A 24,107-nucleotide genomic window follows, 5' to 3' on the forward strand; every position below is an offset into this window, starting at 1 on the left:
GATGTTAGTTAAATGGAGATTATTGTGGCACTGTGCAGAGCAAATGGAGCGGAAGTTAATTGCGTATTTCAAGAGTGGGTTTCGATGATAGGAGAGGCGGCTATTCTTATCTCCATCTCAATTGCGCTTTTGACATTCTTCTTCAATCGCAGAAAGCACTTTGAACAGAAAGCCACCGAACTGCGAGTACGCTCAGATGAGGACAGTCACCGGCACCAAGAGTTAATTTTCAACAGACATGTAGAGTCGCAAAGATACTTAGAAAAAATAAAGAGCGACAAAAAAATCCAAAACGCCCTAATCTTGCTTGATTACTCAAACTACGATTTCGGAGACGGGATGGTGGTAACAGAGAAAGCATTCTGCGAGAGGCACCTCAACAAAGATCACGATAACCACGACATTACAGACGTTTTCGTACGCGACCAAGTTGATGCACTACTGATTACAATCGGAGAAATCGCCTTTGCGACTAGATCCGGCGTCTTCGACTTAAACCACTTTCAGCCATTTCTTGGATACTACGCAAGGCTTATTAACAATCACATCGACGGCAGCGAAAAATTTGAACGAATAGAAACATTTATTAACTACAGCAAATGGGCAGGTTTCCCGTACGTGATCGATTACTTCCGTGATCTCGCAGGCGCTCTTTCCGGTAAAGGTGCCACCTCTCAAACAAACCCAGCGCTCCAGGTCACTTCTGTGTCCAGAAAAACGAGTTCTACTTAATCTAGATACTGCCATCACCCTCTAGCGGATCGGGCGCGATGGGCGGCTACGCCGTACACTCGCCTCCACGAAACCACCGAAAACCAATTAACCATTTGTCAACAAACAATGTTTCGCAGCGAAACCCCTTTTCATTTACACTTCACACCTAAACCCGGCCAATCACACAGCCGCATTCGCCAGCGCCCTAGCCCCTCACAGCTTCCACTTCTTCTTCACGCTGTCCGGCACCGGGTAGATCAGTTTGCGGTTGTCGAAATGGTGGCACTTGATGCCTTCGCTGTTGCGCTCCGCCAAATAGCGCAGGCAGGTGCCCAGCGCGTCGATGATCTTCTGGTCCGTCCGCGTGGTCACATCCACCGCCTGCCCCGACAAATGGCGCGAGATGTATTTCCACTCGGCCTTCTTGAACATGCAGGCAATGAACCCCTTCTTGTCCTTAGCCTGAACAAACCCGTCCAGTTCGACCCGGAAATCCTCGTGGCTGCGCAGGTAGGAATAGATCTTGCCGCGCTTCAGGTGGCTGTTCCAGCCGTTGTACATGGCGCTGGCCTGCCCCTTCTTGTCGCGCAGGCCGGAAACCACATGGATGGTCTCGCCATAGTAGGACGAGACCTCGAACAGCACATCCAGGATCTTCTTCTGCACCCCTTGCGTCTTGCCGGTCAGCCGCCCGGGCTTGCACAATCCGCCGGTGTCGATGGTCTTGATGACATTCTCTGCGGCCTTCTTCTTGGCGTCCTTAGCAGCCTTCTCCGCCGCCTGTTTGGCGGCTTTCTGCGGGTCCTCGCCCTTCTTCTCGCCCTTGGCGAAATAGCTGTCGTAAAGCGAGGTGGCATAATCCTCGATCTCGCTCAGCAGCGCGGCCCAGCCGCTCTGGTCGAGCGACTTGGACTTGGCCTCCTTCATCACCGCGTCCTTGGCGGCCTTCACCGCCTGGGCCTTGGCCTCCTGCTTGGCCTTCTCGTACTGCTTTTCCTTGGCTTTCTGCTCCGCTTTGGCCTTGGCGGGCCCCGCGTTCAGCTTCTTGATCGTGTTCTTGCCCGGATCGATGCGGAAATCGGGCTTGAAACCGCAGACGTCCTGCTGGAACTGCCCGATGGTCTTTTCCAGCACCGGCGTCGGGGTGCCATCGACCTTGAGCTTCTTGAAACCGGCATTGGCCGCAAAGGCATTCAGCAGCTGCTGCACGGCTTTGACATCTTCGGGCAGGTTCTTGCCCTTGCGCCCGACTGAGGCGGAAAGCTTGGTAACCATGGTAAACTCGCAATCAAATACAGCGCGCCGGCCAAACCGCCCGCGCAAGAAAATTTTACTACGCCGGACGGATTCAGGCAATCAGCCCCTCAGCACCGGGCCGAGCGGGACCGACAAGCGATTGAAATCCCCTTTAAACTGTGCGCATCAAGCGTTTCATGGTTTGCAAGCTGCCGCATATCCGCCCGGGCCAGAGCGTCGGGCTTTTGGGAGGGTCCTTTGACCCGCCGCACCGGGGCCATGCGGCGATTTCCCATGCCGCGCTGAAACGCTTCGGGCTGGATCATCTGTTCTGGCTGGTCTCCCCCGGCAATCCGCTGAAGGCACGCCAGCCTGCCGCGCTGGAGCGGCGGATCAGCGCCAGCCGCGAGCTGATCCAGCACCCGCGGATCCATGTCAGCGGCATCGAGGCCGATCTCGGCACCCGCTACACCGCCCAGACCCTGCGCCACCTGCGCCGCCGTCATCCGGGCGTGCGCTTTGTCTGGCTGATGGGGGCGGACAACCTCACCCATTTCCACCGCTGGAAGGACTGGCAGCAGATCCTGGACACGGTGCCCGTGGGGGTGCTGGCTCGGCCGGGGGACCGGATCTCGGCCCGGTTTTCGCCTGCCGCACGGATCTACCGCCATGCGATGCTGAAGGGCTGCGAAAGCCACCTGCTGGCGCAGGCCACGGCCCCCGCCTGGTGCTTTGTCAACGTGCCGATGGTGGATGTCAGCTCCACCGAAATCCGCGCCCGCGGCGAATGGTCAGCGGCGGAGCATGGCTGAGGCCAGACCGGCGCTGAGCACCACCGCAAGCCCGGCCCAGGTCCAGGCATCCGGCAGCTGGCTGAACACCGCCCAGCCCAGCCCCACAGCCGCCACCAGCTGGAAATAGACCATCGGCGCCAGCTTGACCGCCTGCACCCGGCCATAGGCAAACAGCAGCAAGAGATTGCCCATCATCGAGAACGCCGCACTCCCCACTGTCAGCGCCGCGGTCGAGGGCGAGAACTCCGGCAGGCTGGCAAGGCCCAGCGGCAGCATCAGCACGGCCGACAGCAGAAGCTGCGTCAGGCTCAGCTCCAGCGGCGAGCCCACCCCCGCCAGCCAGCGCGAGCTGGTCAGGAACCCGCCATAGAAACAGCCCGCCAGCACCGCCCACAGCAGGTTGACCGAGCCGCCAAAGCCAGGCCGCACCACCATCAGCACACCGAGAAAACCCAGCGCCATCAGCAGGCTGCGCGCCAGCGTCGCCTGCTCCCGCAGCAGCAGCACCGACAGCACGTAGCTGATCACCGGCCCGATAAAGAAAGCGGCAAAGACATTGGCCAGCGGTTCCGTCATCAGGGCCAGCTGGATCGAGAAGATGCCGCCGGTCAGCAGCCCGGCCCTGAGCCACAGCCGCCAGTCGCCCAGCAGCGTGAACGCCCGGCGCGGCACAAAGGGCAGGATCAGCGCGGCACCGATCGAAAACCGCGACCAGGCGACAAAGGCAGGCGTCGCCAGCCCGCCGCCGGTCAGCAGCTTCCCGCACAGATCACCCGCCGGGATCATTGACATGGCCGCAAACATGAGGATGACTGCCTGAAACATGGCTGCCAGCGGTAGCAGGACTTTCCATCAGGCAAAACCCCGGACACTGCGGCGGATCAGCCGGCAACGGGGATTGAAGAAGAGCAGGTCCTCGCCTTAAAAATGAATACGATGACTTCACGCCGGACATTCCTTCTTTCCGGGCTTGCCGCATTGGCGGGCTCTTCTGCGCTGGCCAATGCGCCTGCGGTTTCCCTGCGCCCTGTGGCGCGCAAGGTCAGCTCTCTGGCGGCTGGGGCCGACGGGCTCAGGGCACTGCTGTCGCGGGCCAAGCTGCCGGGCGATGCGGTCTGCGCGGTGGCGGATGTGAAAACCGGCAAGCTGCTGGAGGCGTCTGGCAGCGGCGAGGCGCTGCCGCCTGCAAGCGTTGCCAAGGCGCTGACCGCGCTTTACGCGCTGGACGTGCTGGGCGCGGATCACCGGTTCGAAACCCGCATTTTGGCCACCGGCGGCGTTGCGGGCGGCGTGGTCAATGGCGACCTGATCCTGGCCGGCGGCGGCGACCCGATGCTGAACACCGATCACCTGGCGCTGCTGGTCAAGGCGATGAAATCCGCCGGCGTACGCGAGGTGCGCGGCAAGTTCCTGGTCTGGGACGGCGCCCTTCCGTCGGTGCGCAGCATCGACCCGGACCAGCCCGACCACGTGGGCTATTCCCCTGCGGTTTCCGGCATTGCGCTGAACTTCAACCGGGTGCATTTCGAGTGGAAGCGTGCCTCCAGCGGCTGGGCCGTCACCATGGACGCCCGCACCGAGAAATACCGCCCTGAGGTCGCCACCTCCCGGATGGCAATCGCCTCCCGCGCGGTGCCGGTTTACACCTATGCGGAGAAGGCCGGAACCGACCAGTGGACCGTGGCCAGCAAGGCCTTGGGCAAGGGCGGCGCCCGCTGGCTGCCGGTGCGCAATCCGGGCGCCTATGCGGGCGATGTGTTCCGCACCCTGGCGCGGGCCCATGGTATCGCACTGCCCAAGGCAAAGACTGCCAAGTCGCTGCCTCAGGCCCGGCTGCTGGCACAGCATCACAGCCCGCCGATGGACGTGATGCTGAAGGCGACGCTGAAATACTCCAACAACCTGATGGCCGAGATGATCGGCATGGCCGCCACCGCCGCGCGCGCCGGGCGGCCCGGCTCGCTCAAGGCCTCTGCCGCCGAGATGAACCGCTGGGCGGCTGAGAAATACGGCATGTCCAGCACCCGGCTGGTGGACCATTCCGGCCTGGGCGAAGATTCCCGGATGACCCCGGCGGACCTCACCGGCGCGCTGGTGGCGGCCTACCGCTCCGGCCAGTTGAAACCGCTCCTGAAACCCTTCCGGCTGCGCGACGCCAAGGGCCGCGTGGTCAAGGGCCACCCGATCAAGGTCGCTGCCAAGACCGGCACGCTGAACTTTGTCTCGGGCCTTGGCGGTTTCATGACCGCGGCTGACGGGACCGAACTGGCTTTCACCATCTTCACCGCTGATCTGAAGATGCGCTCCCGCATTCCCCGCGCCCAGCGCGAACGGCCCAAGGGCGCCCGCGGCTGGAACCGGCGCGCCAAGCAGCTGCAGCAGCAGCTGATTGAGCGTTGGGGCGCGGTTTACGGCAGCTGACAGCCGGGATTGGCCTGGGAAAATTATCCGTTACTGGACGTTTCGCCCAGACCAGCGGCATGGCAGATCCGGGCAAGGCGGCGGTGCAGGAACACTGCGGCAAGGCTTTGCGAAGGATGCCCTTATGACGGATCTCATCAACGACCTCGGCCAGCCCATCGGCGCCCCGCTGCCGGACTGGACCGGCGCCCGCCACCCCGGGCACACCGGCATGGAGGGGCAGTACTGCCGGGTTGAGCCTCTGTTGGCGGACCGCCACACCGCGGACCTGTTCGCGGCGTTCCGGCAGGACCGCACGGACGCGATCTGGACCTATGTGCCCTACGGCCCTTTCGCTGCCCAAGAAGAGCTGCACGATTGGGTAAAGGCCGCCAGCGGCGTCGATGCGCAGCCCTATTTTGCGGTGATCAACGGCGCCAGCGGCAAGGCTGAGGGCATCGCCAGTTACATGCGCATCCAGCCTGCTCATGGCGTGATCGAGGTGGGCGGCATCACCTTTGCCCCGGCACTGCAGCGGACGCGGGCGGCGACCGAGGCGATGTATCTGATGATGGCGCGGGTGTTCAACGATCTGGGCTACCGCCGCTATGAATGGAAATGCGACGCGCTGAATGCCCCCTCCCGCCGCGCGGCAGAGCGGTTCGGCTTCACCTATGAGGGGCTGTTCCGGCAGGCCATCGTCTATAAGGGCCGCAACCGCGACACCGCCTGGTACTCGATTCTGGACAGCGAGTGGCCGCAGCTGGAAGCGGCTTACAAGGCTTGGCTTGATCCCGCGAATTTCGATGCGGACGGGCGGCAGCTGCGGAGCCTGGCGCAGCTCAGAGCACGGCCGTCCGTAGGCTGACCAGCCCAGGCACCGCTACGCCAGCTCCGCCGCCACCTGTTGCGCCAGATGCTGAATGCGCTGCAGCCGCGCGCTCAGCGGGCGCCCCTTGCGAAAGGTGAGCCACAATCCGTGGCGCCGCGGCTTGGGCAGCGGGATCACCGCCAGCAGGTCCCGCTGGGCATAGGCCTCGACCCCGCTGCGCGGCAGCAGCGTATAGCCGATGCCGCGAGCGACCGGGTCCAGGATCTGGCCGATCTGGTTGACATAGGTCCGCACGCGCAGCCGGTCGGCCCCCTGATAGGCCTGCGGAAAATTCAGCGGCAGCAGCTCATCCGCATGGGCAAAGCCATCGGGGTGGGCCACAAAACCGCGGGTTTCCAGCGCCTCGAACGTCACCTCTGCGCCCGCATCACGGCTTGGCAGCACAAGGCAGAGCTCCTCCTCCCCCAGATGCTCCGCCTCCAGCCGGGGGTGGCCCGGGTCGTGATCCAGAATGCCCAGATCGAACACACCGTCCAAAAGACCGCGCTCGATGGTGGCTTGCGGCGCCGCTTCCAAATGCGCCGCAAGGTCCGGCGCGGCTTCAAGCAGGTCCAGAATACGGGGATAGAGCAGCGTTGCAAAGCTGCCGGAGCAAGCGATCCGCACTTCTCCGGAATCGGGGCTGTCTGTGGCGATGGCCTCTCTCAGGCGCCGTTCCTCGTCCCGCCGCGCCTGCCCCAGCGCCCGCACCGCCTCCCCCGCCGGGGTCAGCGAAAAGCTTTTGCCGTCCTGTGCGATCAGCGCCTGCCCCAGCTGCGCCTCCAGCTTGCGCAGGTGCTGCGAGACGCCCGGCTGGGTCATGTTCAGCCGCTGCGCCGCACGGGTGAAATGGCCGGTTTCAGCCAGCGTTGTGAAGGTTTCGAGCCAGGTGGCGTTCAGCATCAATCATGCCACATTGTTATTATTTACATGTAAAATGATAATTTCACAGAGCACGGGGGAGTGTCTACCTTTCTGTCATCCCAAGCATGAGGAGACCAAAGATGACCACCACACCCAGAACTTTCTCCCACATCGGCCTGTCGGTGCCGGACCTGGAAGCCGCCGTGAAGTTCTATTCGGACGTCATGGGGTTCTACGTGCTGATGCAGCCCAGCGAGGTTGTCGAGGACGACAGCGCCATCGGGCAGATGTGCACCGACGTGTTCGGCCCCGGGTGGAACAGCCTGCGCATTGCGCATCTATCCACCGCGGATGGCATCGGCATCGAGCTGTTCGAATTTGACGGCAACGAGGCCCCGGAGGACAACTTCCAGTACCGCAAGCACGGCACGTTCCACTTTGCCGTACAGGACCCGGACGTCGAAGGTCTTCTGGAAAAAATCGTCGCCGCCGGCGGCAAGCAGCGGATGCCGGTGCGGGAGTATTTCCCCGGCGAGAAGCCTTACCGCATGGTCTATGTGGAGGATCCGTTCGGGATCATCTTCGAGCTTTACAGCCACAGCTATGAGCTGACGTATTCAGCCGGCGCCTACAGCTGAGCGATGGCATTGTCCGGACGCCTGCCCCGGGCAATGCCTTTCCTTTTGAAGCCTTGGACGGCGGTCAGACCATGTGGCGGGCGCGTGCGCCGCGTTCGATCGCGGCGGCGTGCAGCCGGTCGATGTTCAGCTCGTAGCGGACCTCGGCCAGGAACTCGAGCTCGGTCTCGCCCAGGATGCCATCGGCGGCGGCCACATCGCAGGCCAGCGCATAGCCGGTCTCGAACAGCCGCTCCGGCAAGTCGCCGCGGATCAGGCCGAACAGCGCCTCCAGCCCGTCCTCCTGCTCAAACAGGTCCAGCACGGTGCGCGACACCCGGCTCACCCGGTCGATGTCATAGTCGGCAAAGACCGGCAGCATGTTCACCGCCGACTGGATCTTGACCAGTTCTGCGGTGCGGATGTTTTCGTCCGAGGCCGAGACCGCCACCATCAGGGCCACAAGGCAGTCCTGCGGGGTCATCGGATGCGGGGTTTGCTCACTCATGGACGAAATCCTTATTTGCGCAATATTCACCCGCACAGGATAGGTACGCCCGCGGATAGGTTCAATAACAGGCTGAGCCCGGCCGCCGATTTTTGCGCGGCGCAAGGCCGCAAATCCCGGCCCCGGCGGGGCTGGCATTATTGACTCATGCTGCACAGGCACAATAGAGGGAATGGCCGGATGCATGGGGCATCCGGACAGATCACGCGGCACCCCGATAATTGACGCAACCGCCGCCGATGGAGAACATGATGTCTGATGTGCGCGAAGAAGCTCTGAAGAGCAAAGCCTGGCCGTTTGAAGAAGCCCGCCGGGTTCTCAAACGTTATGCCAAGGGCGCGCCGGAAAAGGGCTATGTCCTCTTTGAAACCGGCTATGGCCCCTCCGGCCTGCCGCACATCGGCACCTTCGGCGAGGTCGCCCGCACCACTATGATCAAGAAGGCGTTCGAGACCATCTCGGATATCCCGACCCGGCTGATCTGCTTCTCCGACGACCTGGACGGCATGCGCAAGGTGCCGGGCAACGTGCCCAACCAGGAGGCGCTGGCGGAACACCTGCAAAAGCCGCTCACCTCGGTGCCGGACCCGTTCGGCACGCATGAGAGCTTCGGCCACCACAACAACGCCATGCTGCGCCGGTTCCTGGACACCTTCGGGTTCGAGTATGAGTTCTACTCTGCCACCGAATTCTACCAGTCCGGCCAGTTCGACGAGATCCTCAAGCGCGCCGTCGACAAGTACGACGACATTATGGCGATCATGCTGAAGTCCCTGCGCGAGGAGCGCCGCCAGACCTATTCGATCTTCCTGCCGATCCACCCGGAAACCGGCCGCGTGCTGTACGTGCCGATGAAGAAGGTGGACGCGGAGAACTACACCATCACCTTCGACGACGAGGACGGCAAGGAATGGACCCTGCCGGTGACCGGCGGCAACGTGAAGCTGCAGTGGAAGCCGGATTTCGGCGCCCGCTGGGCCGCGCTGGAAGTCGATTTCGAAATGTACGGCAAGGACCACTCCACCAACACGCCGATCTATGACGGCATCTGCCGGGTGCTGGGCCAGCGCGCGCCGGAGCATTTCACCTATGAGCTGTTCCTGGACGAAAACGGCCAGAAGATCTCCAAATCCTCCGGCAACGGCGTGTCGATTGATGAGTGGCTGACCTACGCCTCGACCGAGTCGCTGGCCTACTTCATGTACCAGAAGCCCAAGACCGCCAAGCGGATGCATTTCGACGTGATCCCCAAGGCGGTGGATGAGTACCACCAGCAGCTGCGCGCCTATCACGGGCAGGACCTGAAGGCACAGCTTAACAACCCGGTGTGGCACATCCACGGCGGCGACGTTCCGCAGTCGGACATGGTGGTGCCGTTCTCGATGCTGTTGAACCTCGCCTCCGCCTCCAGCGCCGAGGACAAGGACACCATGTGGGGCTTCATCAACAAATACGCCCCCAACGCCACCCCCGACACCCACCCGGGCATGGACCAGGCCGCGGGCTTTGCCGTGCGCTACTTCAACGACTTTGTGAAGCCGGCCAAGGAATTCCGCCTGCCCACCGATCAGGAGCGCGCGGCGCTGCAGGATCTGGCGGACGCGCTGAAGTCGGCAGATGCGGCGCTGGCAGCGATTGCCAAAAAGAACGAGATCGCAGGCAACGACGACCCGCTGCCCGAGGCGGACTTTGCGGATGAGGAGTTCCTGCAATCCGTGGTCTTCGCCATCGGCAAGATCCACGGCTTCGAACCGCTGCGTGCCTGGTTCTCGGCGATTTACGAGGTATTGCTGGGCGCGTCGCAAGGCCCGCGTTTCGGCGGCTTCATCGCGCTTTACGGTGTCGAGGATACCATCGCGCTGATCGAAAAGGCGCTGGCGGGCGAGCTGGCCTGAGCCTGCACGCATCGGATTCAGTTAGGGCGCGGTCTTCCGCGCCCTTTTTCGTTTTCAGCTCTGCTGCGCACAGCGGGCTGCGGCCTCGCACCGCGTAGCAAAATTACCAATCCGCAAAAAAGTTTTGACGCAGCGTCACTTTGTCCTAAACTTAAGAAACGGACCGGGAGGGACAGATGCGCAGTGTTCTGTTTGCGGGGGTAAGTGTTTTTCTTCTGACCTTTCCGGCCTTTGCTCAGAGAGAGCCGGTCACAGCCGTGATCGGCTCTCAGTTTGAAGCCTTCCTGAACAACGATACAGAGACCGCGTTCTCCTTTGCCTCGCCGTCGATCCGCCGCCTGTTCGGCACGCCGGAACGGTTCGGCCAGATGGTGCAGCAGGGCTATCCGATGGTCTGGCGGCCCGCGGAGGTCCGCTATCTGGACCTGCGCGAAGTGGCGGGCGGCCTGTGGCAGCGGGTGATGATCACCGACGCGCAAGGCCGCGTGCACCTGTTGGATTACCAAATGGTTAAGCTGGAAAGCGGCTGGAAAATCAACGCCGTACACTTGCTGAGAGGGTCAGCTGACAGCGTCTGAACCCAGGGCAGCGTACGCCCCGCTGGGCGGAATTTAACGCCAATTCAGTACTTCCTTTTCCCCGAACGCGACATGCGCAGCAGGAAAGGGTACTCCCATGAACAAGGCAATCACCGACGGTCTGCAGCTGATGCCCCCCGCCTTTGCGGAGGGACTGAATGTATGGTCCAGCGGCAACGGCACCCCCGGATCAGACACCTATGACGGCGCCGCCAACGCGGTCTTTGTGGCGGCGGATGCGGACTTCGGCGGTTGTCTGGAATTGCAGAAGACCGGGAACACCCAGAAGCTGCGCTTCATGGGCCAGACGCCGCTGGAACCGGGCTGCTATCTGCAGATCAAGGTTCGAATCAAGGCCGTCAGCGGCGCGCTGCCTGCGGTCCGCGTGGCGGGCTGGGCGGCCACCAGCAGCGGCAGCCACATCGGCGGCGTGTCCGAAACCGGAATGCAATATGCGCTTACCGAATACGGCAAGGTGCTCGAAGTCACCGGCATCGTTGGCAGCGGCGACCGCCCCGGGGTGGATATGCCTTGGGGCCGCAGCGCGGCCTATGGCCATTTCGGGCTGGACCTGACCGGCGCCAATGGCGGCGTCGTGCGGATCGACGACATCGAGATCACCGATATCACCAGCGCCTTCCTGCGCAAGATGCTGAGCGTGGTGGACGTGACCGACTATGGCGCGGTGGGTGATGGCAGCACCGACTGCACCGCTGCGTTCGAGGCCGCCGATGCCGCCGCTGCCGGGCGCCGCATTCTGGTGCCCGCGGGGGACTTCCACCTCGCCAGCACCGTGTCGCTGAACAACGAGGCGGTGTTTGAAGGCACCGTGTCAATGCCCGCCAATCAGATGCTGCTGCTGACCAAGAATTTCGATTTCCCCTCATATGCCGCTGCCTTTGGCGATGAGGAGCTGGGTTTCAAGAAGGCGTTTCAGGCCCTGCTCAATAACGTGGATCATGAATCGCTGGACCTGAAGGGCCGCAAGATCACCGTGACCGCCCCCCTCGACATGCAGGCGGCGGTGCCGAACAGGTCCTCCTATTCGACCCGCCGGATCATCCGCAACGGCCAGCTGGAAGCCGCCAGCAGCGCGGCCTGGGACACCGGTGTGGTGACCTCGCAGGCCAGGTACAGAACCTCGGATTCTAGGAAGCTGACCAATGTCGTCAATATCGCGAACATCAAAGTAGGCTCATTGGTGGAGGGGGCCGGGGTCGGCCGCGAGATCTATGTTAAATCCAAGAACACCGGCGCCGGCGAGCTGACACTGACCGCGCCGCTGTACGATGCGGCGGGCACCCAGACTTTCACCTTCCGGGATTTCAAGTATCTGGTGGATTTCAGCGGTTTCAGCGCCCTCAGCAAGTTTGGCATGGAAAGTATCGAGTTCCAGTGCAATTCCCGCTGCAGCGCCCTGCGGCTGGCCCCGTCGGGCTCCGTTTTTTCGCTGGATGGCTGCTTTATCTCGCGCCCCAAGGATCGCGGCATCACCTCGATCGGCACCGGCTGCCAGGGGCTTCTGGTCGACAATTGCCAGTTCCTGTCCGCCGAGGACCCGCTGGATGTGGAGGACCGAACCAGCATCGGCCTCAACGTGAATGCCAACGACGCCAAGCTGCGCAGCAACCGCGCCACCAAGTTCCGCCATTTCGCTTTGCTGGCGGGCGCCAACAACACGGTGACCGGCAATCATTTCTTTCAGGGCGACAGCGTGGCCAACGGGGTGCGCTCCGCCGGGCTGGTGCTGGCCGCAAACAACTGCACCACAACAGTGTCGGACAATTACGTCGACAATTGCTTTATCGAATGGACTAACGAGCGTGATCCGGCACCTGACTTCACCACCGGCTTCTCCTTCAGCGCGCTGTCGGTAACCGCCAATGTGTTCCTGTCCGGCGATGTGGCGCCCTGGTTCAGCTATATCGTGATCAAACCCTACGGCAGCGGCCACTACCTGAACGGGCTGTCCGTGACCGGCAACAAGTTCCGCTCGCTCAATGGCAGCATCGACCGGGCGGAGCGGGTCGATACCAGTTTTTCGGATCTGGATTTCAGCCGGGCCTTCAACGTGGTCTATGAGGGCAACATGTACCACAACGTGACGACCCATTCCGCCAACCCCTTGCGGATACGTCACAACCAGTCCTCGGCGTCGTCTTCCTGGGCGGTCAGGGCGAATGGCAAGCTGCCGTTTCAAGGCTACGCGCGCTATGTCGATAGCGTGGTGCCGCAAGGGCCGCTGCGGACCGGCGGCAACAGCACCCGCTACAGCACACCCTATTGCGATACCCAGCTGGGCGCGAACGACGACGAAATCCGCCTGCGCTGGCAGGAAGCGCTCAAGGGCGAGGTGCAGGTGCTGCTGAGGATGGACGGCTAGGCCCGGCCCGGCGGCCGCAGATCGGCGGCGCTAAGGTGGAAAGCCTTGCCGAAACCGCCATTCAGATGCGCAGCCGCCACCTGGAACCGGACAAAGGCAAAGTCGGCAAATTGCAGGTACAGCTTGGCCTTGGGCTGGCTGCGCAGATAATGCGCGGCCAGCGGCTCATGCTCCGCGCTTTGGCGGCTGAGAAACTCCGCCTCGCAGATCAGGCTGAGCCGGGGATGGGTGAGCGGATCGCCCTTATCCCCCGGCTCCCCCACCAGCAGCGAGCAGGCCGGGTTCCGGTGCAGCGCCCGGGTGTGCTGGGCCAGTTCCGAAATCAGGCTGACCGGACCGCCCTGCGGGTCCAGGGCAAAGGCGACACGTGTGACCAGCGGGGTGCCCTCCTCCAGCAGCACGCCCAGCGCGGCAAAACGTGCCTGCGCCATCAGGCCCTGCGCGAGCTGGCGGGCGTCGTCATCGGTGGGGCGGATCGGGCTCGACATGGTCTCCTCCAGGGTTTGGCGCGGGGTTCAGAACTTCTGCCACAGGCCCAGTTTCAGGCCAAGGCTGCGCTGGCCCGCCTGGCGGTATTCCAGCCCCACGACCAGCTCCCGCTTATCCCTCAGCGGGTAGCGCAGGGAGGGGGTGAGTGTGTAGGAAAACGATCCGCCTTCCGGCTTGGAAAACTCCGCCTGGAGCATCGGTGCGGACCTGCCGGGGCGGTTCAGGCCGATGGTGGCGTCCAGCTTCCAGATCGCCTCCTGGCCGCTGTTGCGCAGCTCATAGGCGGCATCTACCGCCAGCCAGCCATCGCCGCGGCGGGTCGTGAGACTGCGGCCATACGACAGGGTGGTTTTGTGCATCAAAAGCCAGAGGCCCCGGACATGATTGCCGCCCGCCCCTGTCTCCACCGCGAGCCGGTAGCGGGCACCTGTGTGCAGCGGCAGCCGGGCAAAAACCAGCGCGTGGCCGGACACATCCGCGTTCTGGTTCAGGTCGATACCGACGGTGAGCCCGGGGCTGATCCCATAGGCGCCGTAATAGCCAAGCTCATGCGCGGCGGCGCTGCCTGTGTGCCGGTAGGCTGCGCTGGCCGCTGCAAAGCCCTGGCCCGGCTGCTCCAGCCAAGCCCCGCCGGCCGCCGGCTGGGCCAGCGCCAGGGCAAGAGCAGCGGCAAAGGCAGGTTTCATCCCGTGGCCTCAGGTTGGCGTGTGCAAACGGTTCCGCCTTATGGTTAAGGTTGTGTTAACAGGTTCAAAAGCCCTCTATGGGTGCACGCACCAAAAAACCCGTGCGCTTTCAGCGCGAACAGGCGTAGGCTGGGGAGAGTCAACGGAGGAGCCAATGCCAAAAATAGCAAAAACCGCTGATATCCAGACCGTTATCACCACCTTCGAGATGACGCCCGGGACCTGCCAGGACCTGCTGGAGGCGCTGGAGGATGCCTATTCCGAGTTTATTTCCAAGCAGCCCGGCTTCATTTCGGCCGGCTTGCATGTGAATGACGCGCAGACCCGTATCGCCAATTATTCGCAATGGCGCCGCCGCGAGGATTTCATGGCGATGCTGCGCAGCCCGGAGATGCGCGAGCGCAACCGAAAGATCAATGAGCTGTGCCGCAGCTTTGAGCCGGTCATGTACGACGTGGCGGAGGTCTTTGGCGCGTGACCCCTGCCCTGCAGGCCGGCCGCTGCCTTGACGCCGGTCAAGGCGGAGCACTGCGGGCGCGGATAATCTGGAGCAGGTTTCAAGCTATGGAGGCGACCCATGTATCATAACGTTCTGGTGCCGATTTCCTTTGATCCCGAGCGGGATGTCACCGGACCGCTGAAAGTGGCGCGGCTGCTTTCGGCGCCGGGGGCCAAGGTGACGCTGCTGCATGTGATCGAACAGGTCCCGGCCTATGCGATCTCTTATGTGCCGGCGGATTTCATGGAAGACACCCGCCAGGCGCTGCAGGCAGAGCTGGACGGGCTGGCGCAGACCCTGCCCAACGCCGAGGGCGTGCTGATCGAGGGCCATTCCGGCCGCACCATCCTGGACTGGGCCGAGCAGAACAAGCCGGACCTGATCATCCTCGCCTCGCACCGCCCGTCGATGCAGGATATGCTGTGGGGATCGACCTCGGGCCATGTCGTGCGCCACGCGGCCTGCGCGGTGCACGTGGTCCGCTGAGGCGCGGCCTGAAGATCAGGCCGCAACCGCCTTTTTCAGCAATTGCCAGGCCAGCCGCATCGCGGCACCTGGCAGCATCGCGGACCGCAGCAGCACCTTGTTGGAGTTCACCGCTTCGGCGATGCGGGCGTAATGCACCTTCTTCTCCGCGGGCGAGCGCAGCAGGATGGTTTCCGCCTGCCGCATCGCCCGTTCCGCCTGCCGCTTGACCTGCGGCACCGCGGCAGGCTTTACCGCACGGTAGAAATTCAGCCCCTTGCGCACAGGTTTCTGCGCCGGGTCGAGGTTCTGTTTCACGGCCTGCGTCAGGGTTTCCTCCACCAGCACCAGCGCCTTGGCGGCTTCTGCATAGGCCTGGTTGCTGTCCAGCTTCTGCGCCGCCAGCTTGTAGGTGTGGCGGTAGCAGTCGAACTTGTAGACTTGCGGCAGCGTGCCGCAGCGGTCGAAGCCCCGGGTCAGGGTGGTGACAACCGCCCGCGTGGAACGCGAGCTCAGCCCGCTGCTCTGGCCGCCGCCGCTATCAGCGCCGCCGCCTCCGCCACCGCCTTCACCGGCCCATGCATAGGCCGGAGCCGACGCAAGGATCAGGGTCAGGAGCCCCGCCTGGATGGTCTTGCTGCTCATTGTTGCCTCCGTGATTTGGGGGCAGCTTACCATGCGTCAGCAGGCCTGAAATGGGCGAAAACCTGCAAAACCCGCGTTTTTGCGCAGGCTTTGTCTTGCGCAGCACAGGTGCACTGCCCACGTGGAGTGCAGGAGTTGAGCAAGGAGAAGCAGATGCAGTGCCCGATTGACGGAACCACATTGGTCATGGCCGACCGCGCCGGGGTGGAGATCGACTATTGCCCCCAGTGCCGGGGCGTCTGGCTGGACCGGGGCGAATTGGACAAGATCATCGAACGCTCAGCCCAGCCCGCACAGGCCGCGCCGCAGCCGCCGCGCCATGAGGACCGCAGCGACCGGTATGACCCGCGCTACAGCAAGCCGTACAAGAAGAAGAGCAAGAAGAACTTCCTGGAAGATCTGTTCGATTTCTGACGCGCCCGCAGGGGCCGCCCCGGGGGTCGGGGCAGCTGGCCGGTTGTTCAGAATCCCGGTCTCCTGACCCGCGTCAGTGGACCGTGCAGAAGGAGCCGTGCTTGGCGTCCTTCATCAGGGTGTCGAAATCGTCACCCTTCATTTCGATCAGCGTCTTGTGATCGCCGGCCTCGAACCAGACCGTGTCCAGTCCGGTCAGGCTGTCGTCGATCACGGTGGGCACATGATAGGCCGCGCCGACGCAAGGTGCCGCGCCCGGGTCGCAGTCGTCAAAGACCTGGTTCAGCTCATGTTCCGGCGCCAGGCCGAGGCGGCGGTCCATCATCGTTTGCAGCGCGTGCAGGTCAACCGTCTGGTTGGACGGCACGACGGCCAGAACCGGGCCTTCCTCCATATGGATGAGCACGGACTTGGCCAGGTGATCCCCCGGCACATGCGCCGATTCCGCGCATTCTGCCGAAGTTGAGGTATAGGGGTGACGGACGGTGCCGAACGGCAGGCCCTGTGCCTCGAGATGATGTTTCAGGCGTGAGGCGATCATCGTGGGGTCCTCCTGTGCTGTGAAGGGCCCCGGGCCGCTCTGGCTCAGGTCTGTGCCGCCATCGGGCCGGAACGGTCCAGTGTTTCACCGGGGACTGTGCGGTCCGCATTCCGGCGGCTTCTTCAGGTCTGGGCGCGGCAAACGGCAATCCGGGGCGCCCTCGTGTTTCTGGTGCCCTACAGTCTGCGCCCGAAGGGGTGAGTCGGGCAAGGGCGGGCTGCGGGCGCCCTTTGTGCGGTCCGGGCACATTCCCCGGCGCGCTGCATCCCTCATTGCCCCGCCTGCGCCCTTCGGCTATCACTCCCGCCAGCAAATTTCCCCCTTAACGGAGCAATCAGATGGCCTCCTACCAGTACGTCTACCACATGCAGGGTGTCTCCAAGACCTACCCGGGTGGCAAGAAATGCTTTGAAAACATCCACCTCTCCTTCCTGCCTGGCGTGAAGATCGGTGTGGTCGGCGTCAACGGCGCCGGTAAGTCCACCCTGATGAAGATCATGGCCGGCCTGGACAAGGATTACACCGGCGAGGCCTGGGCGGCCGAGGGCGCCAAGGTCGGCTATCTGCCGCAGGAGCCGCAGCTGGACGAAAACCTCACCGTGCGTGAAAACGTCATGCTGGGCGTTCAGGCCAAGAAGGACATCCTGGACCGCTACAACGAGCTGGCGATGAACTACTCGGACGAGACCGCCGAGGAGATGGCCAAGCTGCAGGACGAGATCGACGCCCAGAACCTCTGGGACCTGGACAGCCAGGTCGACGTGTCGATGGAAGCGCTGCGCTGCCCGCCGGATGACGCGATGCCCGCCAACCTGTCGGGCGGTGAGCGCCGCCGCGTGGCGCTGTGCAAGCTGCTGCTGGAAGCGCCCGACATGCTGCTCCTCGACGAACCGACCAACCACCTGGATGCCGAAACCATCGCCTGGCTGCAGCAGCACCTGATCGATTACAAGGGCACCATCCTCTGCGTCACCCACGACCGTTACTTCCTGGATGATATTACGGGCTGGATCCTGGAGCTCGACCGCGGCCGCGGCATTCCCTACGAGGGCAACTACTCGGCTTGGCTGGAGCAGAAGGCCAAGCGGCTGGAGCAGGAAGCCCGCGAGGACAAGGCCAAGCAGAAGACGCTGGAGCGCGAGCTGGAATGGATGCGCCAGGGCCAGAAAGCCCGCCAGGCGAAGTCCAAGGCGCGTATCCAGGCCTACAACGAGATGGCCAGCCAGTCCGAACGCGAAAAGGTCGGCCGCGCCCAGATCGTCATCCCGAACGGCCCGCGCCTTGGTTCCAAGGTGATCGAGGTCAACGGCCTCGCCAAGCACTATGGCGATAAGCAGCTGATCGAAGGCCTCGACTTCTCGCTGCCGCCGGGCGGCATCGTCGGCGTGATCGGTCCCAACGGCGCCGGTAAATCGACACTGTTCAAGATGCTGACCGGCCAGGAGCAGCCCGATGAGGGCTCTGTTGAGTACGGCGACACCGTGAAGCTGTCCTATGTCGACCAGTCGCGCGATGACCTGAACGACAATGACACCGTGTGGGAGGCGATTTCCGGCGGTGCCGAGATCATCGAGCTGGGCGACGCGCAAGTGAACTCCCGCGCCTATTGCTCCTCCTTCAACTTCAAGGGCGGCGACCAGCAGAAGAAACTGTCGCTGCTGTCGGGCGGTGAACGCAACCGGGTGCACATGGCGCGGCTGCTGAAAGAGGGCGGCAACGTGCTGCTGCTCGACGAACCGACCAACGACCTGGACGTGGAAACCCTGCGGGCGCTGGAAGACGCGCTGGTCGATTTCGCCGGCTGCGCCGTGGTGATCTCGCACGACCGTTTCTTCCTCGACCGGATCTGTACCCACATCCTGGCCTTTGAAGGCGACGCGCATGTGGAATGGTTCGAGGGCAACTTCGAGGACTACGAAGAGGACAAGAAGCGCCGCCTGGGTCCCGACGCGCTGGAGCCCAAGCGCCTGAAGCACAAGAAATTTGTGCGGTAACCGTGCGATAACGGTGGTTTCTTGGGAGGGCGGCCTTGTCGGCCGCCCTTCCTGTTTATGCTGAAGAAGCCGGCACCAGCGCTGAATTTTCGAGTTACGGCGTCCGCCTTGAAATCTATTCTGCCACACAAAGCGCAGGCCAGGCCGATGCGCGCCGCGCTCCATAAGGGCAGATCGCTAAAATTGCTTTGATCCTCTGTTTCGTGTTCTCGGAACTCTTCTCTACCATCGCGTCAGGCGGCCAGGATCAGCCGGTTCATTCTGAGCAGGCGCAGTGGAAGCTTATTTTGTTAACCCCTTTTGAACACTTTCTCCTGCAGGGTGGTGTGCAAGCAAGCGGTTGCAACCGGACCATCAAGGCCCGGCTCGCGCAGGAGAACAGGAGGCATTATGGCTTGGGCAGGCATTTTCCTTGGAATGATCGCGGGGCTGTTCGCATCGGTTCTTGGGTATTCGGCACTCGGCCTGCCGCTTTGGCTCAGCCTGCTGGTGTATACGGGGGCCGGAACGGCTGTGGCGCTTTTGACGACGGCCTTGCTGGCCTGGCGCGGTCCCACAGACGGTCCTGAGGGCCGGTTGGATGCCGGAATGGCGGATACAGCCACCGCCTGAAACGGCGGGAACGGCCAGGCGGCGGAGCGCAGCACTACCACCAAAGGCGTAGCCGGCCGCTAAAATTCTACTTATATGACAGCCGCTTCAGTCTTTTGCGCAGTTGTTTCGCGCCTCGCCGGTTTCTACCTTTAGTAGGCGTTGAGCGAGCATAGGAGCGATGGCATGGCTTGGGTAAGTTCAGTTTTCGGAGCAATCAGCGGTTTGGGCTTGATGCTTTCGGCTGTGCTGCTTGCAGGCTGGCCTGCCTGGGTCGCGGTCTTGCTCTACCCCTTTACCGCTGCGCTCTTGTGTATGATCCTGGTCGCCTATTTGTTCATGAGCAGCGCCCGCCGGGAAGACCAGCAGCAATCAGCACAGTCTGGAGACCTGCTTTACGCCGAATAACCCGCAACCGCGGGGGTGCGCCTGCTATCTCCGCAAGAGGGCCGTGCCGGAAGCAAGCGGCCCGCTGGTTAATTGCGCAGCCAGCCAGTGATCTGGCTCTGCCGCATCACGCCCGACTGGCGCTTTTTCTCCTTGCCGCGCTCGAAGGCGATCAAGGTGGGAATGCCTCGGATCCTGTACCGGGCGCCGGTGGACGCATGATCCTGGGTATTGAGCTTGACCAGCCTGGCCCGGCCGTCCAGCGCCTTGGCCGCCTTGGCGAACTCCGGCGCCATGGAGCGGCAGGGCCCGCACCAAGGTGCCCAAAAATCTGCCACCAGCGGCAAATCATCGTTCCGGACAGCCTTTTGCAGGATGGCAGGATCAACGTCGATTGGCTTGCCCGGCAGCAGCGCCGCGCCGCAAGTGGCGCATTTCGGGCCGCGGCCCAGCTTGTCCTCCGGCACCCGGTTCAGCTGGGCACAGGACAGGCAGGTCAGGGTCTTGGCTCCCATTCCATCGCCTCCTCAATCAGTCGCACAGATCCGGATATAGACGCCCTGCGCCCCTGTGCAAGGCGCCGCATGCAACACTTGCGGCCCGGGCTGCGGAAACCCGTTGACCGGTCGCGGTTCGCGCCGGAAGATAAAGAGAGATGCAACAGACGTTCAGGGGTATGGCCATGATTTCACGCCGGAAGATTCTGAGCACGGGCACTGCGGCTGCCGCGGCCTCTTTGCTGCCGCTGCCTGCGCTAGCACGCAAGAAAGATGCAGTGGTGTTTGACCCGGTGCCGCAGGAAGTGCGGATCAAGAAGGATTTCGCCCCGGGCCAGATCCTGGTGCTGCCGCGGTCCTACTACTTGTATCTGGTGACTGATAAGCGGAAGGCGATCCGCTATGGCGTGGGCGTCGGCAAGGCCGGGCTGGAGTTCACCGGCCAAGCGGTCATCGAACGCAAGAAGGTCTGGCCGACCTGGCGCCCCACCGACGAGATGATCGAGCGCGATCCCAGGGCCTATGCCAAATTCATCGACAACGAATACATCCAGCCGGGCGGGCCGGACAATCCGCTGGGCGCGCGGGCGCTGTATTTGTTCCAGAACGGCATCGACACCTATTTCCGCATCCACGGTACCAACCAGCCCCAGACCATCGGCCATTCGGTGTCAAACGGCTGTATCCGGATGATGAACGAACATGTGGTCGACCTGTACGAACGGGTGCCGCTGGGCACGGTTGTGACGGTGCTTTAGCCGCCGCTCTGCGGGATTTTGCCGCAAAACCCCGGATCACACAGCATTTTTCTTGCACCAGAGGGGATTCGCACCCAATTCTGTCACGGCGATGTTACGCGAATGCCATCACTGTACCTCACCCGGCGCGGTCATGATCATCCGCAAAACTTGCCGGGCTGCCGCATAAGCGGGCAGAGAACTGAAGACGACTTAGGAGTACACGACGATGGCCACTGGCACCGTCAAATGGTTCAACACCACCAAAGGCTATGGCTTTATTGCACCCGAAGACGGCGGCAAGGACATTTTTGTCCATATTTCCGCTGTTGAACGTTCCGGGCTGACCGGCCTGGCGGATAATCAGAAAGTGACCTATGAGCTGCGCGCGGGCCGTGATGGCCGTGAATCCGCAGTGGATATCGCGCTGGTTTCCTGATCCTCTGATCTGAAATGAGATTTCGAAGCAGCCCTGACTGAAAGGGCTGTTTTCACTCGCCGATCGCCTCGATCAGCTGCAGGGCCGCCGGCCCTATGGCTGCCGCATTCAGCGCAACGCCTTCGGCGTTGGGGTGGATGCCGTCGTCCTGCATCAGCCCCTGCGCCGCCGCCGGATCTCCGCCTGCTTCCGCGGCCATGCCCGCGAAGGCGTCCGGATGCAGCACCGCGCCAAACTCTGCCGCCAGCTCAGGGTAGATCGCGTCAAACGCCTGCTTGTAGTCCGGCCCGTAGTTGCGCGGGGCCTTCATGCCGACCAGCAGGATTTCGATGTCCTGGTCTCTGGCAGTTTGCAGAATGCGGCTCAGGTTGGCGCGCGCCTCCTCCGGCGCCAGCCCGCGCAACAGGTCGTTGCCGCCCAATAGCACGATCAGCCCGTCGGGATTGTCCGACAGCGTCCACTCTGCCCGCTCGGCCCCGCCCGCGGTTGTGTCACCGGAGACCCCGGCATTTTGCAGGACAACTTCGGCGCCGTTTTCGTTCAGCCAGCGCTCCAGCTGCGGCACCAGCCCCTGGCCCTGCGGCAGCCCGTAACCCTGCACCAGACTGTCGCCAAGCGCGGTGATCCGCAGCGGTTCGGCCCATGCGGCGCCCGAAAAAAGCAGCAAACTCAACAGTGCCAGTATCTTGCGCATCGCCGCAAACACTCCATATCCGAAAGGTGGATCCAACAGGCAGGCCCGATGACCCAGCAAAACAGCCCCGTTCTTCATCTTTTAGATGCGAGTTTGACCCTGAATAGCAATACCGGCCCGGTAGAGATTTTGCACGCTATCTCGCTGGACGTGCGGCAGGGGGAGACTTTGGGACTGGTGGGGCCGTCCGGGTCCGGCAAGTCGTCGCTGTTGATGCTGATGGGCGGGCTGGAGCAGGCAACCGGCGGCCGGGTGACGGCCCTGGGTGCGGATCTGACCGCAATGGATGAGGACGCGCTGGCGCGGTTCCGCCGCAATAACATGGGTGTGGTGTTTCAAAGCTTTCACCTGATCCCGACCATGACCGCGCTGGAGAATGTGGCAACGCCGCTGGAGCTGGCGGGGGTGAAGGATGCCTTTGACCGCGCCCAGGCGGAGCTGGAGGCCGTCGGCCTGGGCCACCGGGCCGGTCACTTCCCGGCGCAGATGTCCGGCGGCGAGCAGCAGCGGGTGGCGCTGGCGCGTGCCCTGGCGCCGCGGCCTGCGATCCTGCTGGCGGATGAGCCGACCGGCAACCTGGATGAGGCCAATGGCGAAGCAGTGATGGACCTGCTGTTCGGCCTGCGGGACCGCTATGGCGCGACGCTGGTGATGGTCACCCACGCGCCGGAACTGGCGGCACGCTGCGACCGGGTGGTCCGGCTGCGCGACGGCCGCGTTGACGGAGACGCGGCGCGCGAGGCGGCGGAATGAGCGGTTCCGCCCTCCGCCTGGCCTGGCGCTTTGCCCTGCGGGAGCTGCGCGGCGGCCTGAAAGGGTTTCGCATTTTCCTGGCCTGCCTGGCGCTGGGGGTTGGGGTGATCGCCGCCATCGGCTCGATCCGCGCCTCCATCGAAACCGGGTTGGAGCGCGAGGGCGCGACGATCCTGGGCGGCGATGCGGAGCTGAATTTCACCTACCGGTTTGCCAATGAGGATGAGCTTGCCTGGGTGGAGCGGGCGGCGGTCCGCTATTCCGGGATTGCCGAATTCCGCTCCATGGCCACGGTGGGAGAGGAGCGCGGCCTGACCCAGGTGAAGGCTGTGGACGGTCTCTACCCGTTGAAAGGGGAGATGGAGCTGACCCCTGACATGCCGCTGGAGACGGCGCTGGCGGGCGCAGAAGGCTTGCCGGGAGCGGTGATGGACCGGGTTCTGGCCGACCGTCTGGGCCTGCAGCCGGGGGATACATTCCGGCTTGGCACACAGGACTTCACGCTGACTGCGATGATTGCGCTGGAGCCGGATGCCGCGGCCTCCGGCTTTGAGCTGGGGCCGCGCACCATGGTCCGGACTGAGGATCTGGCCGGGTCCGGCCTGCTGGAGCCGGGCACGCTGTTTGACACCAAATACCGGATGGAACTGCCGCCGGGCAGCGATCTGGCCGCCCTGCAGGCGGAGGCCGAGGGGCTGTTTGAAACCACCGGCATGCGCTGGCGCGATGCCAGGAACGGCGCGCCGGGGATCACCACCTTTGTCGAGCGGCTGGGCGGGTTCCTGGTGCTTGTGGGCCTCTCCGGGCTAGCAGTGGGCGGCGTCGGTGTTTCTGCCGCCGTGCGGGCCTATCTGGCCACCAAGACCGCGACCATCGCCACCCTGCGCACGCTGGGGGCGGAGCGGCAGACGATCTTCCTCACCTACTTTCTGCAGATCGGTGCGCTGACGCTGATCGGAGTCGGCTTCGGGCTGGTGCTGGGCGGCGTGGGGCCGATGCTGCTGGGGCCGCTGATTGCGGCGCAGCTGCCGTTTCCGGCGGTGTTTTCGCTTTATCCGTCTGCCCTGGCAGAGGCCGCCGTCTATGGTGTGCTGACCGCCTTCATCTTTGCCTTGTGGCCGCTGGCCCGGGCCGAGCGGATCCGCGCTGCTTCGCTGTTCCGCGATGCCTTTGCCAGCCGCACCCGGCTGCCCGCGCCGCGATATTTGCTGGCGACGGCGCTGGCGCTGGCGGCGCTGGTAGGGCTGGCGGCGTGGTTCAGCGGCTCGGCGCAGCTGACGCTGTGGACCGCAGGCGGACTGATGGGGGCGCTGCTGGTGCTGCTGGTCGCCGCGCTGGGGATCGGCTTTGCGGCGCGCCGCGGCACCGGGGCGTCGCGCGGGCGCCCTGCCCTGCGGTGGGCGCTGTCGTCCATCG

General features: G+C 63.4%; 28 protein-coding genes. 18 read left to right on the plus strand and 10 right to left on the minus strand.

Going from position 1 to position 24,107, the window contains the following annotated elements; genetic code table 11:
• The first annotated feature begins 12 nt into the window (after positions 1 to 12).
• Complete coding sequence (locus AC4HIX_RS19355) at positions 13 to 732, plus strand: hypothetical protein (RefSeq protein WP_490400191.1); 720 nt, start codon at positions 13 to 15, stop codon at positions 730 to 732.
• 195 nt (positions 733 to 927) lie between these two features.
• On the opposite strand, the gene AC4HIX_RS19360 is transcribed toward AC4HIX_RS19355, so the two are convergent.
• Positions 928 to 1,989, minus strand: coding sequence for a peptidoglycan-binding domain-containing protein (locus AC4HIX_RS19360; RefSeq protein ID WP_490400192.1), 1,062 nt, complete (start codon positions 1,987 to 1,989; stop codon positions 928 to 930).
• A gap of 158 nt (positions 1,990 to 2,147) precedes the next feature.
• On the opposite strand from AC4HIX_RS19360, the gene AC4HIX_RS19365 reads away from it, so the two are divergent.
• Positions 2,148 to 2,762, plus strand: coding sequence for a nicotinate-nucleotide adenylyltransferase (locus AC4HIX_RS19365; RefSeq protein ID WP_490400193.1), 615 nt, complete (start codon positions 2,148 to 2,150; stop codon positions 2,760 to 2,762).
• Here the strand turns inward: AC4HIX_RS19365 and AC4HIX_RS19370 are convergent.
• Entirely contained in the window at positions 2,742 to 3,548 is an 807-nt protein-coding gene (locus AC4HIX_RS19370; protein ID WP_490400194.1) for a DMT family transporter, read from the minus strand. The two genes, AC4HIX_RS19365 and AC4HIX_RS19370, sit on opposite strands and share 21 nt — an antisense overlap.
• 132 nt (positions 3,549 to 3,680) lie before the next feature.
• Here AC4HIX_RS19370 and dacB point away from each other — a divergent pair, with 132 nt between their 5' ends.
• Together dacB and AC4HIX_RS19380 are read left to right on the plus strand one after the other, a co-directional pair.
• Complete coding sequence (gene dacB / locus AC4HIX_RS19375) at positions 3,681 to 5,165, plus strand: D-alanyl-D-alanine carboxypeptidase/D-alanyl-D-alanine endopeptidase (protein WP_490400195.1); 1,485 nt, start codon at positions 3,681 to 3,683, stop codon at positions 5,163 to 5,165.
• A 124-nt stretch (positions 5,166 to 5,289) separates the two neighbouring features.
• Positions 5,290 to 6,012, plus strand: a complete 723-nt coding sequence (locus AC4HIX_RS19380; RefSeq protein ID WP_490400196.1) for a GNAT family N-acetyltransferase — start codon at positions 5,290 to 5,292, stop codon at positions 6,010 to 6,012.
• A gap of 15 nt (positions 6,013 to 6,027) precedes the next feature.
• On the opposite strand, the gene AC4HIX_RS19385 is transcribed toward AC4HIX_RS19380, so the two are convergent.
• Positions 6,028 to 6,918, minus strand: a complete 891-nt coding sequence (locus tag AC4HIX_RS19385) for a LysR family transcriptional regulator (RefSeq protein ID WP_490400197.1) — start codon at positions 6,916 to 6,918, stop codon at positions 6,028 to 6,030.
• Positions 6,919 to 7,019: 101 nt separating this feature from the next.
• Between AC4HIX_RS19385 and AC4HIX_RS19390 the strand changes: the two genes are divergently transcribed.
• Entirely contained in the window at positions 7,020 to 7,517 is a 498-nt protein-coding gene (locus AC4HIX_RS19390; protein ID WP_490400198.1) for a lactoylglutathione lyase family protein, read from the plus strand.
• A gap of 64 nt (positions 7,518 to 7,581) precedes the next feature.
• On the opposite strand, the gene AC4HIX_RS19395 is transcribed toward AC4HIX_RS19390, so the two are convergent.
• Positions 7,582 to 8,004: a tellurite resistance TerB family protein gene (locus tag AC4HIX_RS19395; RefSeq protein WP_475047339.1), complete on the minus strand. Its 423-nt coding sequence runs from the start codon at positions 8,002 to 8,004 to the stop codon at positions 7,582 to 7,584.
• 251 nt (positions 8,005 to 8,255) lie between these two features.
• Here AC4HIX_RS19395 and AC4HIX_RS19400 point away from each other — a divergent pair, with 251 nt between their 5' ends.
• The 3 genes from AC4HIX_RS19400 to AC4HIX_RS19410 all read left to right on the plus strand — a co-directional run bounded on the left by AC4HIX_RS19400 (position 8,256) and on the right by AC4HIX_RS19410 (position 12,860).
• Entirely contained in the window at positions 8,256 to 9,899 is a 1,644-nt protein-coding gene (locus AC4HIX_RS19400) for a lysine--tRNA ligase (protein WP_490400199.1), read from the plus strand.
• A gap of 176 nt (positions 9,900 to 10,075) precedes the next feature.
• On the plus strand, positions 10,076 to 10,477 hold the full coding sequence (locus AC4HIX_RS19405; RefSeq protein ID WP_490400200.1) for a DUF4864 domain-containing protein: 402 nt from the start codon (positions 10,076 to 10,078) through the stop codon (positions 10,475 to 10,477).
• A gap of 97 nt (positions 10,478 to 10,574) precedes the next feature.
• Positions 10,575 to 12,860, plus strand: coding sequence for a glycosyl hydrolase family 28-related protein (locus tag AC4HIX_RS19410; RefSeq protein WP_490400201.1), 2,286 nt, complete (start codon positions 10,575 to 10,577; stop codon positions 12,858 to 12,860).
• Here AC4HIX_RS19410 and AC4HIX_RS19415 read toward each other — a convergent pair.
• Both AC4HIX_RS19415 and AC4HIX_RS19420 read right to left on the minus strand, forming a co-directional pair.
• Positions 12,857 to 13,348, minus strand: a complete 492-nt coding sequence (locus AC4HIX_RS19415) for a HugZ family pyridoxamine 5'-phosphate oxidase (RefSeq protein ID WP_490400202.1) — start codon at positions 13,346 to 13,348, stop codon at positions 12,857 to 12,859. The two genes, AC4HIX_RS19410 and AC4HIX_RS19415, sit on opposite strands and share 4 nt — an antisense overlap.
• 27 nt (positions 13,349 to 13,375) lie before the next feature.
• A complete protein-coding gene (locus AC4HIX_RS19420) occupies positions 13,376 to 14,035 on the minus strand; it encodes a hypothetical protein (RefSeq protein ID WP_490400203.1) in 660 nt (219 codons plus the stop codon).
• A gap of 154 nt (positions 14,036 to 14,189) precedes the next feature.
• Between AC4HIX_RS19420 and AC4HIX_RS19425 the strand changes: the two genes are divergently transcribed.
• A complete protein-coding gene (locus tag AC4HIX_RS19425) occupies positions 14,190 to 14,513 on the plus strand; it encodes an antibiotic biosynthesis monooxygenase family protein (protein ID WP_174147275.1) in 324 nt (107 codons plus the stop codon).
• A gap of 99 nt (positions 14,514 to 14,612) precedes the next feature.
• Positions 14,613 to 15,020 carry a universal stress protein gene (locus tag AC4HIX_RS19430; protein WP_475047348.1) on the plus strand — a complete coding sequence of 136 codons (408 nt, stop codon included), beginning with the start codon at positions 14,613 to 14,615 and terminating at the stop codon, positions 15,018 to 15,020.
• 15 nt (positions 15,021 to 15,035) lie between these two features.
• Here AC4HIX_RS19430 and AC4HIX_RS19435 read toward each other — a convergent pair whose 3' ends face one another.
• Entirely contained in the window at positions 15,036 to 15,644 is a 609-nt protein-coding gene (locus tag AC4HIX_RS19435; protein WP_490400204.1) for a hypothetical protein, read from the minus strand.
• Positions 15,645 to 15,797: 153 nt separating this feature from the next.
• Here AC4HIX_RS19435 and AC4HIX_RS19440 point away from each other — a divergent pair, with 153 nt between their 5' ends.
• On the plus strand, positions 15,798 to 16,058 hold the full coding sequence (locus AC4HIX_RS19440; protein WP_475047350.1) for a TFIIB-type zinc ribbon-containing protein: 261 nt from the start codon (positions 15,798 to 15,800) through the stop codon (positions 16,056 to 16,058).
• A 73-nt stretch (positions 16,059 to 16,131) separates the two neighbouring features.
• Here the strand turns inward: AC4HIX_RS19440 and AC4HIX_RS19445 are convergent, their stop codons facing one another.
• Positions 16,132 to 16,599, minus strand: coding sequence for an aminoacyl-tRNA deacylase (locus AC4HIX_RS19445; protein ID WP_490400205.1), 468 nt, complete (start codon positions 16,597 to 16,599; stop codon positions 16,132 to 16,134).
• A gap of 338 nt (positions 16,600 to 16,937) precedes the next feature.
• Between AC4HIX_RS19445 and ettA the strand changes: the two genes are divergently transcribed.
• From ettA to AC4HIX_RS19460, 3 genes are all read left to right on the plus strand, one after another.
• Entirely contained in the window at positions 16,938 to 18,593 is a 1,656-nt protein-coding gene (ettA, locus tag AC4HIX_RS19450; protein WP_475047354.1) for an energy-dependent translational throttle protein EttA, read from the plus strand.
• A gap of 390 nt (positions 18,594 to 18,983) precedes the next feature.
• Complete coding sequence (locus tag AC4HIX_RS19455) at positions 18,984 to 19,205, plus strand: hypothetical protein (protein WP_475047356.1); 222 nt, start codon at positions 18,984 to 18,986, stop codon at positions 19,203 to 19,205.
• 165 nt (positions 19,206 to 19,370) lie between these two features.
• Complete coding sequence (locus tag AC4HIX_RS19460) at positions 19,371 to 19,592, plus strand: hypothetical protein (RefSeq protein ID WP_490400206.1); 222 nt, start codon at positions 19,371 to 19,373, stop codon at positions 19,590 to 19,592.
• A gap of 68 nt (positions 19,593 to 19,660) precedes the next feature.
• Here AC4HIX_RS19460 and trxC read toward each other — a convergent pair whose 3' ends face one another.
• Positions 19,661 to 20,086 (minus strand): thioredoxin TrxC, encoded by a 426-nt coding sequence (gene trxC / locus AC4HIX_RS19465; RefSeq protein ID WP_490400207.1) that lies wholly within the window; start codon positions 20,084 to 20,086, stop codon positions 19,661 to 19,663.
• A gap of 167 nt (positions 20,087 to 20,253) precedes the next feature.
• Between trxC and AC4HIX_RS19470 the strand changes: the two genes are divergently transcribed.
• Both AC4HIX_RS19470 and AC4HIX_RS19475 read left to right on the plus strand, forming a co-directional pair.
• Complete coding sequence (locus AC4HIX_RS19470) at positions 20,254 to 20,826, plus strand: L,D-transpeptidase (protein ID WP_490400208.1); 573 nt, start codon at positions 20,254 to 20,256, stop codon at positions 20,824 to 20,826.
• 208 nt (positions 20,827 to 21,034) lie between these two features.
• The gene (locus AC4HIX_RS19475) at positions 21,035 to 21,244 is read left to right on the plus strand and encodes a cold-shock protein (RefSeq protein ID WP_008557431.1); all 210 of its coding nucleotides are present in this window, start codon (positions 21,035 to 21,037) and stop codon (positions 21,242 to 21,244) included.
• A gap of 52 nt (positions 21,245 to 21,296) precedes the next feature.
• On the opposite strand, the gene AC4HIX_RS19480 is transcribed toward AC4HIX_RS19475, so the two are convergent.
• The gene (locus AC4HIX_RS19480) at positions 21,297 to 21,938 is read right to left on the minus strand and encodes an arylesterase (RefSeq protein ID WP_490400209.1); all 642 of its coding nucleotides are present in this window, start codon (positions 21,936 to 21,938) and stop codon (positions 21,297 to 21,299) included.
• A 48-nt stretch (positions 21,939 to 21,986) separates the two neighbouring features.
• Between AC4HIX_RS19480 and AC4HIX_RS19485 the strand changes: the two genes are divergently transcribed.
• Positions 21,987 to 22,691 (plus strand): ABC transporter ATP-binding protein, encoded by a 705-nt coding sequence (locus AC4HIX_RS19485; protein ID WP_490400210.1) that lies wholly within the window; start codon positions 21,987 to 21,989, stop codon positions 22,689 to 22,691.
• Positions 22,688 to 24,107 (plus strand): ABC transporter permease (locus AC4HIX_RS19490; RefSeq protein ID WP_490400211.1); only part of this gene is annotated, 1,420 nt, incomplete at its 3' end. The genes AC4HIX_RS19485 and AC4HIX_RS19490, both read left to right, overlap by 4 nt.

This window comes from Leisingera sp., from assembly GCF_982940295.1.

Excerpts from the sequence above, each read along its gene's own strand:
- AC4HIX_RS19485 (WP_490400210.1), top strand. The coding sequence starts at position 21,987 with ATGACCCAGCAAAACAGCCCCGTTCTTCATCTTTTAGATGCGAGTTTG.
- AC4HIX_RS19395 (WP_475047339.1), bottom strand. The coding sequence starts at position 8,004 with ATGAGTGAGCAAACCCCGCATCCGATGACCCCGCAGGACTGCCTTGTG.
- AC4HIX_RS19460 (WP_490400206.1), top strand. The coding sequence starts at position 19,371 with ATGGCTTGGGTAAGTTCAGTTTTCGGAGCAATCAGCGGTTTGGGCTTG.
- AC4HIX_RS19435 (WP_490400204.1), bottom strand. The coding sequence starts at position 15,644 with ATGAGCAGCAAGACCATCCAGGCGGGGCTCCTGACCCTGATCCTTGCG.
- AC4HIX_RS19440 (WP_475047350.1), top strand. The coding sequence starts at position 15,798 with ATGCAGTGCCCGATTGACGGAACCACATTGGTCATGGCCGACCGCGCC.
- AC4HIX_RS19470 (WP_490400208.1), top strand. The coding sequence starts at position 20,254 with ATGATTTCACGCCGGAAGATTCTGAGCACGGGCACTGCGGCTGCCGCG.
- trxC (WP_490400207.1), bottom strand. The coding sequence starts at position 20,086 with ATGGGAGCCAAGACCCTGACCTGCCTGTCCTGTGCCCAGCTGAACCGG.
- AC4HIX_RS19355 (WP_490400191.1), top strand. The coding sequence starts at position 13 with ATGGAGATTATTGTGGCACTGTGCAGAGCAAATGGAGCGGAAGTTAAT.
- AC4HIX_RS19455 (WP_475047356.1), top strand. The coding sequence starts at position 18,984 with ATGGCTTGGGCAGGCATTTTCCTTGGAATGATCGCGGGGCTGTTCGCA.
- AC4HIX_RS19425 (WP_174147275.1), top strand. The coding sequence starts at position 14,190 with ATGCCAAAAATAGCAAAAACCGCTGATATCCAGACCGTTATCACCACC.
- AC4HIX_RS19370 (WP_490400194.1), bottom strand. The coding sequence starts at position 3,548 with ATGTTTGCGGCCATGTCAATGATCCCGGCGGGTGATCTGTGCGGGAAG.
- AC4HIX_RS19360 (WP_490400192.1), bottom strand. The coding sequence starts at position 1,989 with ATGGTTACCAAGCTTTCCGCCTCAGTCGGGCGCAAGGGCAAGAACCTG.
- AC4HIX_RS19380 (WP_490400196.1), top strand. The coding sequence starts at position 5,290 with ATGACGGATCTCATCAACGACCTCGGCCAGCCCATCGGCGCCCCGCTG.
- AC4HIX_RS19480 (WP_490400209.1), bottom strand. The coding sequence starts at position 21,938 with ATGCGCAAGATACTGGCACTGTTGAGTTTGCTGCTTTTTTCGGGCGCC.
- AC4HIX_RS19385 (WP_490400197.1), bottom strand. The coding sequence starts at position 6,918 with ATGCTGAACGCCACCTGGCTCGAAACCTTCACAACGCTGGCTGAAACC.
- AC4HIX_RS19475 (WP_008557431.1), top strand. The coding sequence starts at position 21,035 with ATGGCCACTGGCACCGTCAAATGGTTCAACACCACCAAAGGCTATGGC.
- AC4HIX_RS19390 (WP_490400198.1), top strand. The coding sequence starts at position 7,020 with ATGACCACCACACCCAGAACTTTCTCCCACATCGGCCTGTCGGTGCCG.
- AC4HIX_RS19420 (WP_490400203.1), bottom strand. The coding sequence starts at position 14,035 with ATGAAACCTGCCTTTGCCGCTGCTCTTGCCCTGGCGCTGGCCCAGCCG.
- dacB (WP_490400195.1), top strand. The coding sequence starts at position 3,681 with ATGACTTCACGCCGGACATTCCTTCTTTCCGGGCTTGCCGCATTGGCG.
- ettA (WP_475047354.1), top strand. The coding sequence starts at position 16,938 with ATGGCCTCCTACCAGTACGTCTACCACATGCAGGGTGTCTCCAAGACC.
- AC4HIX_RS19430 (WP_475047348.1), top strand. The coding sequence starts at position 14,613 with ATGTATCATAACGTTCTGGTGCCGATTTCCTTTGATCCCGAGCGGGAT.
- AC4HIX_RS19410 (WP_490400201.1), top strand. The coding sequence starts at position 10,575 with ATGAACAAGGCAATCACCGACGGTCTGCAGCTGATGCCCCCCGCCTTT.
- AC4HIX_RS19405 (WP_490400200.1), top strand. The coding sequence starts at position 10,076 with ATGCGCAGTGTTCTGTTTGCGGGGGTAAGTGTTTTTCTTCTGACCTTT.
- AC4HIX_RS19400 (WP_490400199.1), top strand. The coding sequence starts at position 8,256 with ATGTCTGATGTGCGCGAAGAAGCTCTGAAGAGCAAAGCCTGGCCGTTT.
- AC4HIX_RS19445 (WP_490400205.1), bottom strand. The coding sequence starts at position 16,599 with ATGATCGCCTCACGCCTGAAACATCATCTCGAGGCACAGGGCCTGCCG.
- AC4HIX_RS19365 (WP_490400193.1), top strand. The coding sequence starts at position 2,148 with ATGGTTTGCAAGCTGCCGCATATCCGCCCGGGCCAGAGCGTCGGGCTT.
- AC4HIX_RS19415 (WP_490400202.1), bottom strand. The coding sequence starts at position 13,348 with ATGTCGAGCCCGATCCGCCCCACCGATGACGACGCCCGCCAGCTCGCG.